General features: G+C 74.4%; 15 protein-coding genes. 1 reads left to right on the plus strand and 14 read right to left on the minus strand.

What is annotated here, in order from left to right; all coding sequences use genetic code 11:
- Window positions 1-24 precede the first annotated feature (24 nt).
- Window positions 25-1,455 carry a nicotinate phosphoribosyltransferase gene (locus FZ988_RS00900; RefSeq protein ID WP_149202124.1) on the plus strand — a complete coding sequence of 477 codons (1,431 nt, stop codon included), beginning with the start codon at window positions 25-27 and terminating at the stop codon, window positions 1,453-1,455.
- A 78-nt stretch (window positions 1,456-1,533) separates the two neighbouring features.
- Here FZ988_RS00900 and FZ988_RS18380 read toward each other — a convergent pair whose 3' ends face one another.
- The 14 genes from FZ988_RS18380 to FZ988_RS00970 all read right to left on the minus strand — a co-directional run bounded on the left by FZ988_RS18380 (window position 1,534) and on the right by FZ988_RS00970 (window position 17,154).
- Window positions 1,534-1,689, minus strand: coding sequence for a hypothetical protein (locus FZ988_RS18380; protein WP_188078920.1), 156 nt, complete (start codon window positions 1,687-1,689; stop codon window positions 1,534-1,536).
- A 305-nt stretch (window positions 1,690-1,994) separates the two neighbouring features.
- On the minus strand, window positions 1,995-3,755 hold the full coding sequence (locus FZ988_RS00905; RefSeq protein ID WP_246169146.1) for a DEAD/DEAH box helicase: 1,761 nt from the start codon (window positions 3,753-3,755) through the stop codon (window positions 1,995-1,997).
- Window positions 3,756-3,817: 62 nt separating this feature from the next.
- Window positions 3,818-4,207, minus strand: a complete 390-nt coding sequence (locus FZ988_RS00910; RefSeq protein WP_149202126.1) for a DUF3039 domain-containing protein — start codon at window positions 4,205-4,207, stop codon at window positions 3,818-3,820.
- Between the two features lie 262 nt (window positions 4,208-4,469).
- The gene (locus FZ988_RS00915; protein WP_149202127.1) at window positions 4,470-5,345 is read right to left on the minus strand and encodes a hypothetical protein; all 876 of its coding nucleotides are present in this window, start codon (window positions 5,343-5,345) and stop codon (window positions 4,470-4,472) included.
- An 844-nt stretch (window positions 5,346-6,189) separates the two neighbouring features.
- A complete protein-coding gene (nagB, locus tag FZ988_RS00920) occupies window positions 6,190-6,975 on the minus strand; it encodes a glucosamine-6-phosphate deaminase (protein ID WP_149202128.1) in 786 nt (261 codons plus the stop codon).
- Window positions 6,963-7,964 carry an ROK family protein gene (locus tag FZ988_RS00925; protein WP_149202129.1) on the minus strand — a complete coding sequence of 334 codons (1,002 nt, stop codon included), beginning with the start codon at window positions 7,962-7,964 and terminating at the stop codon, window positions 6,963-6,965. Before FZ988_RS00925 ends, nagB begins: the two co-directional genes overlap by 13 nt.
- Complete coding sequence (locus FZ988_RS00930) at window positions 7,964-8,893, minus strand: carbohydrate ABC transporter permease (protein ID WP_425457921.1); 930 nt, start codon at window positions 8,891-8,893, stop codon at window positions 7,964-7,966. Before FZ988_RS00930 ends, FZ988_RS00925 begins: the two co-directional genes overlap by 1 nt.
- Window positions 8,890-9,960, minus strand: coding sequence for a carbohydrate ABC transporter permease (locus FZ988_RS00935; protein ID WP_149202130.1), 1,071 nt, complete (start codon window positions 9,958-9,960; stop codon window positions 8,890-8,892). Before FZ988_RS00935 ends, FZ988_RS00930 begins: the two co-directional genes overlap by 4 nt.
- 76 nt (window positions 9,961-10,036) lie before the next feature.
- Complete coding sequence (locus FZ988_RS00940; RefSeq protein ID WP_149202131.1) at window positions 10,037-11,383, minus strand: extracellular solute-binding protein; 1,347 nt, start codon at window positions 11,381-11,383, stop codon at window positions 10,037-10,039.
- 91 nt (window positions 11,384-11,474) lie between these two features.
- Window positions 11,475-12,650: an ROK family transcriptional regulator gene (locus FZ988_RS00945; RefSeq protein ID WP_246169065.1), complete on the minus strand. Its 1,176-nt coding sequence runs from the start codon at window positions 12,648-12,650 to the stop codon at window positions 11,475-11,477.
- A 100-nt stretch (window positions 12,651-12,750) separates the two neighbouring features.
- Entirely contained in the window at window positions 12,751-14,337 is a 1,587-nt protein-coding gene (locus FZ988_RS00950; protein WP_149202132.1) for a hypothetical protein, read from the minus strand.
- On the minus strand, window positions 14,313-15,113 hold the full coding sequence (locus FZ988_RS00955) for an ABC transporter ATP-binding protein (RefSeq protein WP_425457923.1): 801 nt from the start codon (window positions 15,111-15,113) through the stop codon (window positions 14,313-14,315). The genes FZ988_RS00950 and FZ988_RS00955 overlap by 25 nt, the downstream gene beginning before the upstream one ends.
- A 9-nt stretch (window positions 15,114-15,122) precedes the next feature.
- On the minus strand, window positions 15,123-16,067 hold the full coding sequence (locus tag FZ988_RS18385; protein ID WP_188078921.1) for a CAP domain-containing protein: 945 nt from the start codon (window positions 16,065-16,067) through the stop codon (window positions 15,123-15,125).
- A 139-nt stretch (window positions 16,068-16,206) separates the two neighbouring features.
- The gene (locus FZ988_RS00970; protein ID WP_149202134.1) at window positions 16,207-17,154 is read right to left on the minus strand and encodes an oxygenase MpaB family protein; all 948 of its coding nucleotides are present in this window, start codon (window positions 17,152-17,154) and stop codon (window positions 16,207-16,209) included.
- Window positions 17,155-17,224: the final 70 nt, after the last annotated feature.

Below are 17,224 nucleotides of genomic sequence, written 5' to 3' on the forward strand. Positions count from 1 at the left end.
CCGTTCACCCTTACGGTGGTGACCATGAGCGCAGAGCTGCCCTCGCCGTCGGCGGCACCCACGTCCTCCCCGTCCGCCCCCGGCGAGCCGGTCACCCCCGACGCGCCGCGGTCGTCATGGAGCCGGCAGGGCTCGACGGCGCTCCTGACCGACCGCTACGAGCTGACCATGCTCCAGGCCTCCCTCGCGGACGGAACCGCCCACCGCCACTGCGTGTTCGAGGTGTTCACGCGGCGGCTGCCGGCCGGCCGGCGCTACGGGGTCCTGGCGGGCACCGGACGCCTCCTCGAGGCGTTGGCCGACTTCCGGTTCGGCGACGAGGAGCTCTCCTACCTGTCGCGGCACCAGGTCGTGGACCGCGCGACCATCGACTTCCTCGAGCGCTACCGGTTCAGCGGGTCCATCACCGGGTACGCCGAGGGCGAGTGCTTCTTCCCGAGCTCCCCCGTGCTCGTCGTCGAGGGCACGTTCGCCGAGGCCGTGCTCCTCGAGACCCTGGCGCTCTCCGTCCTGAACTACGACTCCGCCGTCGCGTCCGCCGCGTCACGCATGACGAGCGCCGCCGTGGACCGCCCGTGCCTGGAGATGGGCTCGCGCCGCGCCCACGAGGAGGCCGCCGTCGCCGCGTCGCGCGCCGCGGTCGTCGCGGGCTTCACCGGCACGTCGAACCTCGAGGCCGGACGCCGCTACGGCGTGCCGACGATCGGGACCGTGGCCCACGCCTTCACGCTCCTCCACGACGACGAGGAGTCCGCCTTCGCCTCCCAGCTCGCCGCGCAGGGCACCGGCACGACGCTCCTCGTGGACACCTACGACACGCTCCAGGGCGTCCGCAACGCCGTGGCCGCCGCCGGCACGGGCCTCGGCGCGGTCCGTCTCGACTCCGGCGACCTGACATCTCTCGCGCACGACGTGCGGGCCCTGCTCGACGAGCTGGGCGCCACGGAGACCAAGATCGTCGTGAGCTCCGACCTCGACGAGCACGCGATCGCGGCCCTCGCGGTCGCCCCCGTCGACTCCTACGGCGTCGGGACCTCCGTCGTGACCGGCTCAGGGGCACCCACCTGCGGCATGGTCTACAAGATCGTCGCCCGTGAGGGAGCCGACGGCGTGCTCGCCCCCGTCGCGAAGGCCTCGGCGAAGAAGAGCACCAGCGGCGGACGCAAGACGGCGGCCCGCCGCTACGGTCCCGACGGCCGGGTCGTCGAGGAGGTCGTCGTGCACGGCGCCGACGAGGCCGTCGCCGGGTGGTCGCCCACGGACACGGACCTGCGGCCCCTGCACGTCCCGCTCGTCGTCGGCGGCGCCGTCGACACCCGGTGGACCGGGAGCACCGGCGTCCAGCGTGCGGCGGAGCGGCACCACGCCTCACGCGCCGAGCTGCCTCGCGGTGCGCGGCGGCTGTCCGCTGGCGACCCGGCGGTCCCGACGACCTGGCTGGCGCTCGAGGCCTGAGGGGGTCGGACAGCACGACGCCCGGGGCCCGCGGAGCTGTCCGCAGGTCCCGGGCGTCGGTACGCCGGGGTGGTGCCGCTACACGCGGGCCTTGCCGCGGCCGACGAGGCCCAGGATGAGGCTCACGACGAGCACGATGATGCCGAGCCAGATGAGGAACTTGGCGGCCTCGACGGCGACGCCGAGGATCAGCAGGACGACGCCGACAAGCAGGATGATCAGCCAGGTAGGCATGTAGGGCTCCTTCCGATGCGCCGTCCGGAGGGGTACCGGACGGTGTCTCTTGTGCTCAACGGTGGCAGCACTCGTGGGTGCGCGCATCCGGAGCGAGAACGGGCGCACAGGGCCCTGATCTGGTAAGCGAGGATGCCGAAGGGCTGGTCAGCGCCGTGCGGCGGGGCGCGTCAGCGCTGTGCGGCGGGGCGCGTCAGCGCCATGCGGTGGGGCCGTTGGCGCTGTGCGGTGGCGTGCGTCAGCGCCGTGCGATGGGGCACGTCAGCGCACGGCGATGGGCCACGTCAGCGCTGTGCGGTGGCGCGTCAGCGCCGTCCGACGAACCAGTTGCGGAGCATCGCGGCACGCGCCTCGAGCTGTTCCGCGCTCGCGAGGGCGACCTCGGGTCCCCCGCAGCGACGCCGCAGCTCCGTGTGGACGGTTCCGTGCGGCTGCCCGCTGCGTCGCGACCACGCGCCGACGAGCGCGTTGAGCTCCTTGCGCAGCTCCGTGAGCTTGCGGTGGTCGACGGCAGGGGCGCGCGCCGCCCGGTTGGACACCTGGTCGGCCTGGCGCTGGCGGAGCAGGAGCGTGACCTGATCGGCGTCGAGCAGGCCGGGGAGCCCGAGGAAGTCCTGCTCCTCGTCGGAGCCGACCTCCGCACCCGTGCCGAACTCGCCGCCGTCGAACAGCACGCGGTCGAACGTGGCCTGCGCGTCGAGGGCCTGGAAGGTCCCTGCGACGCCGTCGGACCCGACGGCGTCCGGCCCGTCGGCGCTTCGGTTCGCGTCGGCGAGGAGCCCTGCCTCGGGGTCGTACTCGGCCTCGTCCGTCGCGGGGCGGTCGAGCGCGTGGTCGCGCTCGAGCTCGAGCGTCGCGGCGAGCTCGAGGAGCTGCGGGACGCTCGGGAGGAACACGGAGGCGGTCTCGCCGCGGCGTCGGACCCGGACGAAGCGCCCGACCGCCTGCGCGAAGAACAGGGGCGTCGCGGTCGACGTCGCGTACACACCGACGGCGAGCCGCGGTACGTCGACGCCCTCGGAGACCATGCGGACGGCGACCATCCAGCGTGAGTCGCCCGCCGAGAACGACTCGATGCGGTCGGAGGCGCCGTCGTCGTCGGACAGCACGATCGTGGCCGACTCCCCGGTGATGCGGCGCAGGTGCCCGGCGTAGGCGCGCGCGTCGGCCTGGTCGGTCGCGATCACCAGCCCACCCGCGTCCGGTACCGAGCGGCGCACCTCGGACAGGCGCCGGTCGGCCGCGGCGAGGACCGACGGGATCCACTCGCCCTGTGGGTCGAGCGCCGTGCGCCACGCCTGCGCGGTCAGGTCCTTGGTCATGGCCTCACCGAGGCGGGCACTGACCTCGTCGCCGGCGCGCGTGCGCCAGCGCATGTGACCGCTGTAGGACAGGAAGATCACGGGCCGCACGACGCCGTCGCGGAGCGCGTCGCCGTACCCGTACGTGTAGTCGGCGAGCGAGCGACGGATCCCGTGCTGGTCGGGCGCGTACGTGACGAACGGGATCGGGGCCGTGTCGGAGCGGAATGGCGTGCCCGTGAGCGCGAGGCGGCGGGTCGCGCCGCTGAACGCCTCACGCACGGCGTCGCCCCAGGACAGCGCGTCGCCTCCGTGGTGGACCTCGTCGAGGATGACGAGGGTGGGCGCCGCGGTCGTCCGAGCCGCGTGCAGGGCGGGCTTGGTCGCGACCTGCGCGTAGGTCAGTGCGACGCCGTGGAAGCCCGCGCCGTGGCGGCCCTGGCTGTTGCGGAAGTTCGGGTCGAGGTGGACCCCGACCCGTGCCGCCGCGTCGGCCCACTGGCGCTTGAGGTGCTCGGTGGGGGCGACGACCGTGACGCGCCGCACGATGCCCCGCTCGAGCAGGTCCGTCGCGACACGCAGCGCGAAGGTCGTCTTGCCCGCGCCCGGTGTCGCGACGGCCAGGAAGTCCCGCGGTTCACGTGCGTCGTAGGTCGCGAGCGCGGCCGCCTGCCAGGCGCGCAGCTTGTTGGCGGTACCCCACGGCGCACGCCCCGGGAAGGCCGGCGGGAGGTGCGATGCGGCAGCAGGGGATGGCGCGTGCACAGCGGAGTGCGCCCCGGTGACCTCCGGGGTGAACGACTGCCGTGCCGCGTTGCTGTGCGGGCTCACCGTCCGCCGGTGCTGCCGGGACCACCGGCGCCGGGACCGCCCGGGCCACCGGGCCCGCCGGATCCTCCGGAGCCGTTGGCCCCGTCGCCGTCCTGCGGCTCACGCAGCCCGTCGTAGATCTCCTTGCAGATGGGGCACACGGGGAACTTGTTCGGGTCTCGACCCGGCACCCACACCTTGCCGCACAGCGCGACGACGGGGGTGCCCGAGAGGGCCGAGCTGAGGATCTTCTCCTTGCGCACGTAGTGCGCGAACCGCTCGTGGTCGCCGGGCTCGATCTCCTCCCGGAGCTCGGTGCGCTCGATGACGCTCGTCGAGGTCCCCGCGCCACCTGGAGACCCGTACGGATCGTCCGGACCGGTCGCTGGGGGCATCGGCTCGCTCATGCCGACGAGTCTACGTCGCCCCACCGACGCTCCCGCGGCGCACCCCGAGCCTTACCGCTCTGCCCCGCCACCGGCCCGGCACCGTCGGCCCAGCCACCCGGCACGCCCGGCACGCCGGCACGCCCGGCACGCCCGGCACGCCCGGCACGCCGCCCGATCATCGAGGTCGACATTCCGCGTCGAGGTCGACACTCCAGCGTGTCGACCTCGACGCGAGATGTCGACCTCAGCGACAGGCGGAGGGCGGGACCGGTGGACTGGGTCACGGGCGGGTCCGGGCAACGGACGGACGGCCGAGGTCCCGCGGACCCTCACGGGTCCGGGCGACGGGCGAAAGGCCGACGTCCCGGGATTCGGAGGGGCCCGGGCGACGGGACGGACGGGATCCGGGCTTGGGGAGCGACTCAGCCCCCTGCCGCTGCGCCGCGCGGCGGCACGCGGACCGGACGCGACGCACGAGTGCGTCGGGATCCCGCAGGTCGGACCAGGTGACGCGCAGGACCATCCACCCTGCTTCCTCTAGCGCGTCCTGTCGCCGCTTCTCTGCGAACACCGCCTCCGGTGCCGTCGATCCGAGTGCGCCGGAGTACTTGACGAATCCGTCGAACTCGATGGCCAGGCGCGCAGCGACGAGGCCGAGGTCGATCCGGAAGACACCGAGCCTCGTCACCACAGGAACCTGCGTCTTGACCGCGTCGAACCCCGCCGAAGCAAGGACCCATCGCGTCAGCGACTCCCCCGGCGACTCGGCGCCGGCATCCGCGAGCTCCACGACCAGGCGCGCACGGCGTATGCCGCGGTGTCCGGCACGCAGGTCCATGAGTCGCACCATGCGGTCGCGGTCGGCGCCGCGACGCAGGGCTCCGTCGGCGATGACCAGCGCCCGATCCGGAGCGATCGCCGCCGCACAGTCGATCACGGTGCGCTCGAGGGTCGTCACCGGTAGCCCGGCCACCACGGTTCGCTCGTTCGACGGCGGCAGGCCGTGGTGGCGCACGAGCTGCGGGTCGCCGCGGCGGTTGGGCCGGTCCGCCTGGATGATGTGGGTCCGTGTGGGCGTCGGCCACACAGCGCAGCCCCACACCAGCGCGGCCGACTCGTGGCTGAACACGAAGGGGATGCGCAGCTGCTGATGCACCGCTTCGATCGTCGCGAGTGTGAGCTGGCCGCCCGCCCGGTTGTCGCCAGCCAGGTCGGCAGCTGCGACGTACGCCCCGCGGCGCAGCTGCCGAACAGCCTGGGCGGTGCGCCTCCGGCGGAGGTCAGCCGGGTCGACGTCGCGGGCCAGCAGCACGGCGGGCGCGTCCGACAGCTGCGCAGCCCGCGACACCACGCCGTCCGGCCCACGGGTGACGAGCTGCGCAGTCGTCGCTGCGCGGGTCGATGCGGCACCGCCGGGCGGCTGCCCCGGCCGCTCTCGTGGCTGCGCGACCGCGGATCCGGGTGGCAGCGAGCTCGTGTGCGCCCGCGACGAAGCCGCGGACTGATCCCCACACCCGCCGGTCGCGGAGCACGATGACGGCGAGGGGCCAGCAGAGGACCTGTCGGACGGCGCCATGCCGCGAGGGTCTCCCACCTTCAGCGCACGCCGGCCGGGTGTCCGCCGGGCCTGTGGACGACGTCGACGGGGCTGTGGCCTCGGCACGTCACCGCGTCGACCGCCCGGACACGGATCGCACCGCCGGCCCCACGCCGCCGTCGGCGCGCTCCCTCCCCACCCCGCCCGACCGCTGAGGTCGACACTTCCTGCTGAGGTCGACACGCCGGAGTGTCGACCTCAGCAGGAAGTGTCGACCTCGACGTCCGGGGCGGGGGTGCGGGCGGGGGTGCGGGGCGGTGGCGCCGCGCGGGGGCCGGGGCGCGCGGCGCGGGGGCCAGGGCGCGCGGGGCGCGGGCTAGGGCACGCGGGGCGTGGCGGGCTCGTCGGAGCGCGGCTGGGAGCCCGGCGCCGGGCCGGCGCGGGGCTCCCGTCGGCGGTCGGGCTAGAGGCCTTGCCAGGCGGGCTTGTGGCTCCAGGTCTGGCGGTAGTAGTCGGCGAGCTGGAGGCGGCTCGCGGCACCCTCGTCGAGCAGGACGGTCACGTGCGGGTGGTGCTGGAGCACCGTCGCGGGCCACAGGGCGCTCACGGGACCCTCGACGAGCTGGTGCACGGCCTCGGCCTTGGCGCGGCCGGTCGCGACGAGCACGAGGTGCCGGGCGCCCATGATCGTGCCGAGGCCCTGGGTGAGGACGTGGCGGGGCACGGCCTCGACGTCGCCCGCGAAGAAGCGGGCGTTGTCCTGCCGCGTCTGCTCGGTGAGCGTCTTGACGCGGGTGCGGGACGCGAGGGACGAACCGGGCTCGTTGAACGCGACGTGCCCGTCGGTGCCGATGCCGAGGATCTGGAGGTCGACGCCGCCGGCGTCGGCCATCGAGCGCTCGTACGCCGCGCACGCCGCGATGAGGTCCTCCGCCCCGCCCGCGGGTGCCTGAACGGAGCCGGGGGCGAAGTCGACGCGGGAGACCAGCTCACGCTCGATGACGTTCCGGTAGCCCTCGGGGTGGTCGGCGGGAAGGCCCACGTACTCGTCGAGGAGGAATCCCCGCGCGCGGGCGAAGGACAGGCCCGACTCGGTGTGCCGCCGCACGAGCTCGTCGTACACGGCGAGCGGGCTGGACCCGGTCGCGAGGCCGAGGACCGCGTCGGGCTTGCTGCGCAGCAGCTGCTCGACTGCGTCCGCGGCCAGTCCTGCCAGGTACTGGCTGGACGGGTGGATCACGACCTCCATGCGACTGCCTCCGTGGTGTCTCGAACGGGTCCGCCCTCGCGGACGGTCAGTGCCGCACCGATGGGTGCGACGAGGGCTCCGGCGGGGACGAGCGCGAGCCGGTCCGCGACGCGCAGGCGCCGCAGGAACGGCGACCGGTCGGCCTCCGCCGCAACCGTACCCACCACGGCGTCGAGCAGGGGCGTCCCGACCCCGCTGACGCCACCGCCGAGGAGCACGTGCTCGGGGTCGCAGGTCAGCACGAGGAGCCGGACGGCGGCCGCCACGGCGTCGACGAACCGGTCGCGCACGGCGACGGCCGTGGGGTCGCCGGCGGCCGCGGCGTCGAACACCTCGACGGGTGAGGGGCGACCGCGGCTGGGCCAGGCGGCGTCGAGCGCCGACCCTGAGGCGTACAGCTCGAGGCAGCCGCGCTGCCCGCAGGGGCACGGTGCGCCGTCGGGCACGTACGGGAGGTGGCCGATCTCCCCGGCGGCGCCGAAGCGTCCGCGGCGCAGCCGGCCGTCGAGGACGAGGCCTGCCGCGACACCGGTGCCGAGCGCCAGGTAGGCGAGGTCGCCGCGCAGCTCGAGCACGCGGGCGGCGCCGAGCGCGGCCACGTTCAGGTCGTTCTCGACGTCGACGGGGACTCCGCCGAGCCGGGCCGACAGGCGCGCGCCGAGCGGGACGTCATCGTCGATGCCGAGGTTGACCGCGTGGGACACGATCCCTGTCGCGGGCTCGACGAGGCCGGGCACGCCGGCGCCGACGCCGGCGAGGTCGGCCAGCTCGATGCCCCGCGCGGCGCACAGCTCCTCGACGGTCCGAGCCGCCGACTCGACGACGCCGTCGATGCCGCCGACGCTCGCGCGTCTCGCCGCCCCGCGGGTCACGGCGGCGGCGTCGAGCAGCACGCCCTGCACCTTGGTGCCGCCGATGTCGAGCCCCACCCACCAGCGGCCGGGGCCGCCGGCATGCCCGCCGGTGAGGCCCGCGCCGTGCACCGGCATCAGCCCTTCACCGCCCCGGCGACGAGACCGGCGGTCATCTTGTTCTGCACGAAGAGGAAGAACAGGATCACGGGCACGGCGATGAGCGTGGCACCGGCCATGACGACGCCCCAGTCCGTGGCCCGGTTCGCCTCGACGAGGCCCTGGAGCCACAGCGGCAGCGTGCGCTGCGCCGGGTCCGTCATGACGACGAGCGCGAGGGTGTACTCGTTCCACGCCTGGAGGAACCCGTAGACGCCGGACGCGACGAGGCCGGGGGCGAGCAGCGGGAACGTGATGCGGAAGAACGCGCCCGTCCGGGAGAGCCCGTCGACCATGCCGGCCTCCTCGAGGTCGATCGGGACCCCGGTGACGAAGCCCCGCAGCATCCAGATGGTGAACGGCAGGATGGCCGCCACGTACACGATCGACAGGCCGGCGATGGTGTTGACGAGGCGCCACCCGTCGAGCATCTGGTACTGGGAGATGAACAGGCCCTCGGCCGGGATCATCTGGACGACCAGGATGGTCACGATGAACGACTTGCGCCCGCGGAACCGGAACCGGCTCACGGCGAGCGCCGCGAGGAACGCGAACACGATCGCCGCCACGAGGGTCACGGCCGTCACGCCCAGGGACACCCGGAACGACGCGAAGAACGTCGGGTCGGCGAGCACCCGGCGGAAGTTCGACAGCGTGCCGTCCACCGGGAAGAACGTCGGCTCCGGGGTGCGGAGCCGGTTCGTCGGCAGGAATGCGCTCTGGATCATCCAGTAGATCGGGAACACCCAGACGACGGCGACGAGCACCGCGAGGGAGCCCAGCAGCCAGCGCCGGACGGCGGCACCTACCGTGCCCGGCCTGGAGGCGCCCGACGCCGCCCGCGGAGGTCGACCGTCCGGGGTCGCACCACGCAGGGCCCGGCCGGTGGGGTGGGTCGTTGCGCTCACAGCTCCTCCTCGCGCAGCATGCGTCGGATGTAGAACGCGGTCAGGGCGAGCGTGAGCGCGAGCATGATCGTGGCCATCGCCCCGGCCATCGAGAACTCCTTGGCGAGCGAGTAGATGTACGTGCCGAGCAGGTGCGTCTCCCTGGTGGGGGCACCGGCCCGCTGGAGCACGTAGATCTGCGTGAAGACGCGCAGGTCCCAGATGATCTGGAGCAGCGCGACGACGAACAGGACGGGCTTGACCATCGGGATCGTGATGAGCCAGAACCGCTGGCGGGCGTTGGCGCCGTCGAGCTGGGCGGCCTCCATGGTCTCGGCCGGCACCTGGAGGAGTCCCGCGTAGACCGTGAACACGACGAACGGGACGGACATCCAGACGACGATCACGGTGGCCACCGCGTAGAACGACAGGGGGTCGATGAGCCACGAGTGGTAGCGCAGCCCGTCCATGCCGAGGGGCTCGGCGAGGAGCCAGTTGATCACGCCGTACTGGGAGTCGAAGAGCCACTGCCAGATGGTCATGGTCGCCAGCACGGGCGTGCCCCAGGCGAGCAGCATGCCGACCTGGAGCGTCATGCGCGCCGCGCGCCCGACCTTGGCCATGAGGACCGCGAGGCCCATGCCGATGGCCATGGTGAGTGCCGCGTTGACGAGGCAGAACGCGACGGACCGCGCGATGACGGTCCACACGTAGGGGTCCGTCAGGAGGGTCACGTAGTTGTCGAGACCCACCCACTCGGCGGGTCGGCCGAACTGCTGCGCGAGCCCGTACTCCTGGAAGGAGAGCACGAGCTGCCGCACGAGCGGGTAGCCGAGGCCGACGGCGATGGGCACGATCGCGGGGATGAGCAGCAGGTAGACGCGCAGACGGCTGCGCAGGGGCCGACGGCGGGCCGCCCCGCGCGGGTGGGCGGCTGCGGCGGGTGGCTGCCCGGGGGCGCTCCCGACGGGTGCGACGACCTGGGCCGACGCGGGCGACCCGGGACCTGCGGGCCCCCCGGGCACGGCGGGGACGGCGGGTTCGGCGGGTGCTGCCCCGGCGTCCGCCGCGGGGTGGGACGTGGGCATGAGGGCTCCAGTGAGCTCGGGCGTACGGGTCCGGGGGCGCGGCGGGGGGTGTGCCACGCCCCCGGTCCCGTACGGGTCAGTTGAGCGTGTCGGCGATGAGCTGGTCGGCCTCGGCCGACGCCTCCGCGATGTCCGCTCCGGACGCGATCTGCTGGAAGAAGTCCTCCAGGATGCGCGCCCCCTCGACGTCCGCCCACTTCTCGGCGGCGGGCGTCAGCTTGGCGCCGAGGGCCGCGTCGATCGCGGCCGTCGCGTACACGTCGTCACCCATGGCCGACGCGTACTCGGTGTTCGCCGGGATGAGCCCGTTCTCGGCGAGCATCGTCTGGTAGTCCTCGCTGAAGATGATCCGCATGAGGCTCCGGGCGAGCTCCTGGTTCTGCGACTTCGCGGGGATGGCGATGTTGGAGCCGCCCGCGAACACCGTGGCCGGCTCGTCGGCCGTGAGGCCGGGCAGGGGGAAGACACCGGTCTTCTCCTCGTTGCACGCCTGCTGCTCGGCGCGCAGGGCCTTGGCCTCCTCGGACTCGTCCTCGGGGTCCACGCCCTTGTTGCACTCGGGCAGGTCGATGCTCCAGCGCGCCCACGTCGGCGCGGAGAACATCGCCGACTCGCCGTTGTTGAACGGGACCCACGGCTCGTTGGAGTCGGCGTCCTGGGGCGCGTTCGTCCCCTCGGTGAAGAGCTTCTGGACCTGTGCGAGGCCCTCCTGCGACTCGGGGCTGGACAGCGCGCCGGCCCACGCGTCGCCGTCCTGCACGGCGAGGTCGCCGCCGTAGGTGTAGACCCAGGCGGTGCCGTTGTACCAGTCCTGGCCGGGGAACCAGAAGCCGGAGAAGTTGGGCGTCCCGGCCGGGTTGGCGGCCTGGAGGGTCGTCGCGGCCTGCGCGAACTCCTCGAGCGTCGTCGGCACCTCGACGCCGGCGGCAGCGAAGAGGTCCTTGCGGTAGAAGACCGCGCGGGCACCGGAGTAGTACGGCAGGGCGTAGACCTTGCCGTCGGCGGACCCGGCCTCGACGAAGCCCTGGAGCAGGGTGTCGCCACCGAGCTCCGCGTAGAGGTCGCTGACGTCGGAGAACGCTCCGGCGTAGGTGAAGGTCGGCGCCTGCGTGTTGCCGATCTCGACGACGTCGGGCGTCTGCTCCTCGGAGGTGAGGGCCGTCTGCAGGCGCGGCACGAGGCCGTTCCAGTCCTGCTCCTCGATGACGAGCGTCGCACCGTCGTTCTCGGCGGCGAACGTGTCGACCAGGTACTCGCGGAGCTCGTCGGGGGTGTCGGTCCCGTTGAGCCACAGACGGATCTCGGTGGCGTCGCCCGCGGCGTCGTCCTGGGTGTCAGGCGTGTCGGCGTCGCCGCTGCAGGCGGTGAGGGCGAGCAGGGCGGTGGCGGTGAGGGCCACGGCTCCGTTCCGTACGATTCTCACGTTGGGGTTCCTTCCCGTTGCACAGGCGGCGCCGGACAGCGTCGCCACAGGGTTGCGTTTCCCGACTTGCGGGCTGGTCGGCTCGGGGTCGTCACGTGACCCCGAGCTGACCGGACAGCACGAGCACGGCGGCCCCGGACAGGGCTCCGTCCTCGCCCAGCGATGTCATCCGCAGCTCGAGGTCGCTGCTGATGACGGGCATGGTGCGCTCCCGCACGGCAGCCAGCGCAGCGTCGCGCAGGGGGCCGTCGAGGAGCTCGGCGGGACCGCTGAACACCACCTCGGAGAGGTTCAGCGCACTGATGACCGGCGCCAGGACGATGCCCAGGCGATGGCCGACCGACGCCAGTGCGGCGTCGGCTGCTGCGGGGTCGAGACCGGCGATGCGGCGCCGCAGTGCGGGCACCGCGAGCACGGTCTCGAGGCATCCCCGGCGCCCGCACGCGCAGGGCTGCGCGGGGCCGAGGGGTGCGTGCTCGACGTCGTCCCGCTCGTCGACGGCGGTGACGTGGCCGAGCTCGCCGGCGGCGTGGCGCGCGCCCTGGACCAGGGCGCCGTCGAGGACGATCCCTGCACCGACGCCCTCACCGACGGTGAGGACGAGCAGGCTCCCGGACGCGCCGCCGAACGTGAACTCGCCGAGCACGGCGGTGTTCGCGTCGTTCGCGACGTGGACGGGGACGCCCAGGGCGTCGCTGAGGGTCGCGGCGAGCGGGACGTCGAACCAGCCGCGGTTGGGCGCCTCGACGACGGTGCCGTGGGCGTCGATGACACCGGGCGAGCCGACGCCGACGCCGAGCAGCGGGCGCGTCGCGGCGGCGGCGAGCTCCTGGCAGAACGCGAGGAGGGCGTCGACGGCGGCCTGGCCCGTGCGGCCGTCGTGGGTCGCTGAGCGTCGCTCGACCACGGCGCCGGCGAGGTCGAGGACCGCGCCGTGCATGCGCTCGTCGTCGGCCAGGTCGACGGCGACGATCTGGAAGGCGGAGGTGTCGAGCGCGACGAGACTCGCCGGCTTGCCGACCTTCCCCTCCTGGCGCGCGCCGAGCTCGGTGACGAGCCCCTCGGTGACGAGTGCCCCGACGAGGTCGGAGACGGTGACGCGCGTGAGCCCGGTGGCCCGGGCGAGGTCGGCGCGCGACCGTGGGCCGGCGTGGAAGAGGTGCTGGAGGACCATCGACCGGTGGTGGGCGCGTGCGTGCTCGGGCAGCACCTTCTCGGTGGGGCGCAGGGCCTTGCCCCACCCCTGCCGATGCGTCGTCGCCGTCACGTTTGTTAGTAGACCTTCCTTACAAATCACACGTCAAGGATCCACGTGTGACCGTGACCACATCGTGACCCGCAGGTAGAGCGCAGGTAGAGCGCGCAGGTCAGCGCAGCCGCGCCAGGACCCGCGGCGCACGCCCGTCGAAGATGCGGCCACCGACCCGGACCCCGCCGAGCAGCACCCCCGCTCCCCCGAGCACGCCCAGCACCAACGTCACGGGCGCGAGCGCAGGGTTCCACCAGAGCGTCGCGCCGTACGCCACGAGCACGGGCAGGGACAGCGCGGCCGTCGCGGCCGAGGTGACGACCTGGGCGACCATGCTCGCGCCGACCGACCCGCTCGGCGTCACGAAGGGGCTCGCGCCCGCCTCCGCCACGGGGTAGGGCAGCACCGTGCTGAACACGGCCGAGACGCCCAGGCCCGCGCCGAGCACCCCGAGCGCCGCCCCCACGGCCGCGGCACCGAGGTCCGGGCGGCCCGCGACCCACGCACCCGCGAGGCTCACCACGACGGTCAGCGGCAGCCCCCAGGTGAGGGTCGCGGCGGCACGCCCCAGGCGGTCCGCCCACCCCGGGACCCGCGCGCTGACGTGCATCCAGAACGCCGAGCCGTCGTACGCGACGTCGTTGTGCCGCCCCCAGCCCACGCTGCCGGCCATGAGCGGTCCCATGCTCAGCGCCACGGCCGCGGGCGCGTCGACCACAGTCGCGACGAGCAGGACGATCGCGACGGGCGCGACGACGGCGCCGAGCAGGGCGTTGACGTAGCGCGGGTCCGACCCCCAGTACCGCAGCGCCCGGCGCGAGACGGCACGCGCGGCGACGAGCCCGGGGCGTCCCACGAGGTCCCGCGCGGGCAGCACGGAGTCCGCACGCCGGCGCACCTCCCCGCCCCGCGCCGGCGGGCTCACGAGCGCGCGGCGCAGGAGCAGCATCCACGCGAGCACACCCACGACCGCCCAGCCTGCGGCGAGCACGAGGCGCAGCACTCCCCCGGCGACGTCGCCCTGGACCACGGCTGCCGGCGCCGCCCACGCGAGGCCCAGCGGCGTCCAGCCGAGCACGGTCGCGACGGCCGGCACGCGTTCGAGCGCGCCCTCGATGCCCAGCGCACCGACGGCAACCACGCCCGGCACGACGGCGCCGACGACGAGCAGGCCGCCGACGGCGCCGAGCTCACGTGAGCGGCGCGACCCCAGGAGCCTCGCCATGAGCCCCGTGCTCAGGCGCGCCCCGAGCAGGCACGGGGCGAGCGCGAGGGGCGCGGCGACCGCGGCGGTGAGCGCGCCGGCCGGGGCGTGCCCGGACCAGGCGAGGACGGGCGCGAAGCAGACGAGCGTCGTGAAGAGCGTCGGGACCCCGAGGAACGACGCGGCCAGGAGCCCGGGGACGAGCCGGCGCACAGGGACGCCGAACGTCGCGAAGCGGTCGATGTCGAGCGCGTCGTCGAGCCCCGGGATGAGCACGGGGACAACGGTCCAGCCGACGACGAGCAGGGCGCCGCCGACGACGAGGACGTCGTGCGCGACCTCGGCGGGCTGCCCCGAGAGCCACACCATGCCGCCTGCGACGGACGGCAGCATGCTCAACGCCCACAGCGCGCCTGCGATCAGGACGACGAGCCGCCACGTCTCGCGCGCGAGGGTGTGACGAAGGATGCGGGCCCTCAGTCGGACGACGGTCGCAACCACGTCAGCTCCGGGTCCGCCTGCTCGCCGCCGATGAGCCCGACGAACCGCTGCTCGAGGTCCTGCCCCGCCCTGACCGCGTCGAGGGTGCCGGCCGCGAGCACGCGCCCGCCCGCGACGACGGCGACGTGGTCGCACATGCGCTCGACGAGCGCCATCACGTGGCTCGAGAGCACGACGGTCCCACCGGCCGCCACGAAGCCCTGGAGGATCCGGCGGATCGCCGTCGCGGAGACCGGGTCGACCGCCTCGAAGGGCTCGTCGAGGACGAGGACGCGCGGCGCGTGGACCAGTGCGCACGCGAGGGCGATCTTCTTGGTCATCCCCGCCGAGTAGTCGGCGACCAGCGTCGCGCCGGCGGGCGTCAGGTCGAGCGCGCGCAGCAGGTCGTCGCGCCGCGCCTCGATGACCCCGCGCGGCATGCCTCGCAGGAGCCCCGCGTAGCTGATGAGCTCGGGCCCGGTGAGGCGGTCGAAGACCCGCAGGCCGTCGGGCAGCACGCCGAGCAGCGGCGCGGCGGCGGTCGGGTGGCGCCAGACGTCGACGCCGTGCACGTGCACCGTGCCCGCGTCGGGCACCAGCAGGCCCGTCGCCATGGACAGCGTGGTCGTCTTGCCTGCGCCGTTGGGCCCGACGACGCCGTAGAAGGAGCCCGCGGGGATGTCGAGGTCGAGGCCCGCGACGGCGACCGTGCGGCCGTACCTCTTGACGAGCCCTCTCATGGACAGGGCCGGCGACGGCGCGCGGGCGGGCTCGGCGGGCCCGTCCGGTGAGGTCACCGCCTCACCCTACGGGGCGGTGGATCCCCCGCGACGGCGACGGCGCAGCCACAGGGCTCCCGCCGCAGCGGCCATGAGCGCGACCACGAGCGCAGCCCCCAGGGCGACCGTCGGCGCGAGCCCGTAGGTCCGGCCCGTCACGACGCCGTCGTCCGGCTGCGCGTCGCGGGCGACGGCTGCCGTCCCCGCGTCGTCCTTCCCTGCGGCGGCCGCCGCACCCCCGTCGCCATCGCTGCTCGGGGTGGCGGTCGGCTCCGCGGTGGGCACGGGTGTGGGAGCCGGGGTGCCGGGCGCCGGCTCCACGGCGGGCTCGGGTGCGGGTGGCGCAGGAGCGGGCGCCGGTGCGGGAGCCGGGGCCGGAGCCGGGGCCGGGGCCGGTGCGGGTGCGGGTGCGACCTGCGCGGCAGCGGGCGGCTCGCCGTAGGCGGCGAACACCTGGGTGCCCCATGCCGCCCCGCCGCCCTCGGCCACCCCGATGCCCACGTGCGTGTAGTCGGGGTTGAGGATGTTCGCGCGGTGCGGCGCCGAGTCCATCCACTGCGCGTGGAGCTTCGCCACGTCGGCGGGCTTGTTGTAGGCGACGTTCTCTCCGGCGCTCGACCACCCCGCCGGGATCTGCTCCGCGAAGTCCGGGTTGTGCGACATCTGCCCGGTGTCCGCCATGTGCTGGCTCCACGCCGCGGCGACCCCGGTCATGGAGGCGTCCAACGTGAGGGGACCGAGGCCGTTGGCCGCACGGTCCGCGTTGAGCAGCGCGACGAGGTCCTCCGCCGGCCCGCCGTGAGCGGGTGCGGCGAGCCCTGCGACGGCCCCGGTCAGCACGAGGCTCGTGACGACCGCGAGCACGGCGCGTCGCAGGCCGCGGGCCCCGGGCGCGGTGCTCGGCGGGACTGCGGAGCGGGGCGCGGGGGCGGATCCTGCGGCGGGACGGGATGCTGCGGTGGAACGGGGCACTGCCACGTCCTTCGGTCGTCGGGAACGCCCGGGCACCGGACGGTCGGTGGGCCACGGGCGCGGCGCGCATGGCGCGCGGGTCGGCACGCGCAGTGCACAGTCTCGGGCCAGGTTCACCCGTTTGCCACATCCTGCCAGTTCAGCGCGCGTCGGCGGGCTCCGTCTGTTCGACGGCGTCGGGAGCACCGACGGGTGCGGAGTCCAGCGCCCACCGGATCGCCCGGGTTGCGGCGCGCCCTGCGGACCTGCCCAGCGTCGCCTCGACGAGCGGCACGTCAGGCAGCCCGAGCTCGGCGCGGGACCAGCGCGGCATGAGGTCGACGGCCGCGAGCGCGAGCGCCCAGTAGGCGGGGCGTGCGGCCCACGGCAGCGGCGGCGTCGCGAGGAGGAACCGCGCGGCGTCGCGCGCCTCCTGCCGCCCGTCGAGCACGGGCCGGTACGCACCGAGCTGGCGGTGGAGGTCGGCGAGGGTGGTCGGCAGGTCGGGCGCGCCGAGGGCCCGGCCGACGACGGCGGCCTGGGCCACGTACTCGTCGCACCCGGCTGCGTCGAGGGGTTCGCGGCCGAGTCGCTGGTGCGCGAGCAGGAAGCTGTCGGTCTCGGCGAGGTGCACCCACCTCAGGAGCTCGGGCTCGGAGGCCGCGTACGGCTCGCCCTGGGAGGTGGTCCCGCGCACGCGGGCGTGCACGGCCCGGACGACGGCGACGGCCTGCTCGGCGTCGGTCTCTACGCCGAAGGTCGTGGTCGCGAGGAAGGTCGCGGTGCGCTGGAGGCGGCCCCACGGGTCCCCGCGGTAGCCGGAGTGCGCGGCGACGGCAGCCATGGCACGTGGGTGCAGGGACTGCAGTAGCAGGGCGCGCAGCCCGCCGACGAACATCGAGGCGTCGCCGTGGACGCGCGCGATCGCGCTGTCGGGGGCGAACCAGCGCGGACCGGGGGTGCGGTGGATGCGGTCGCGCGCCTCGGTCGGGTCCGGGCCGGCCACCCTGCGCAGGAGGACGCCGGCCGCCTCGGCACGCAGCCGCCTCAACCCGCCGGGTGCCGCCTGGGCCCCCGGTGACGAGCGTGGCGCTGCGGCGTCGACCATCGCCCGATCGTCACACGGCACGGCTGCATGACGAAACGATCACGATTGAGGCAACCCGGCCCCTCGTCGT

The organism is Actinotalea subterranea (assembly GCF_008364845.1).
In the GTDB taxonomy this organism is placed as follows: Bacteria; Actinomycetota; Actinomycetes; order Actinomycetales; family Cellulomonadaceae; genus Actinotalea; species Actinotalea subterranea.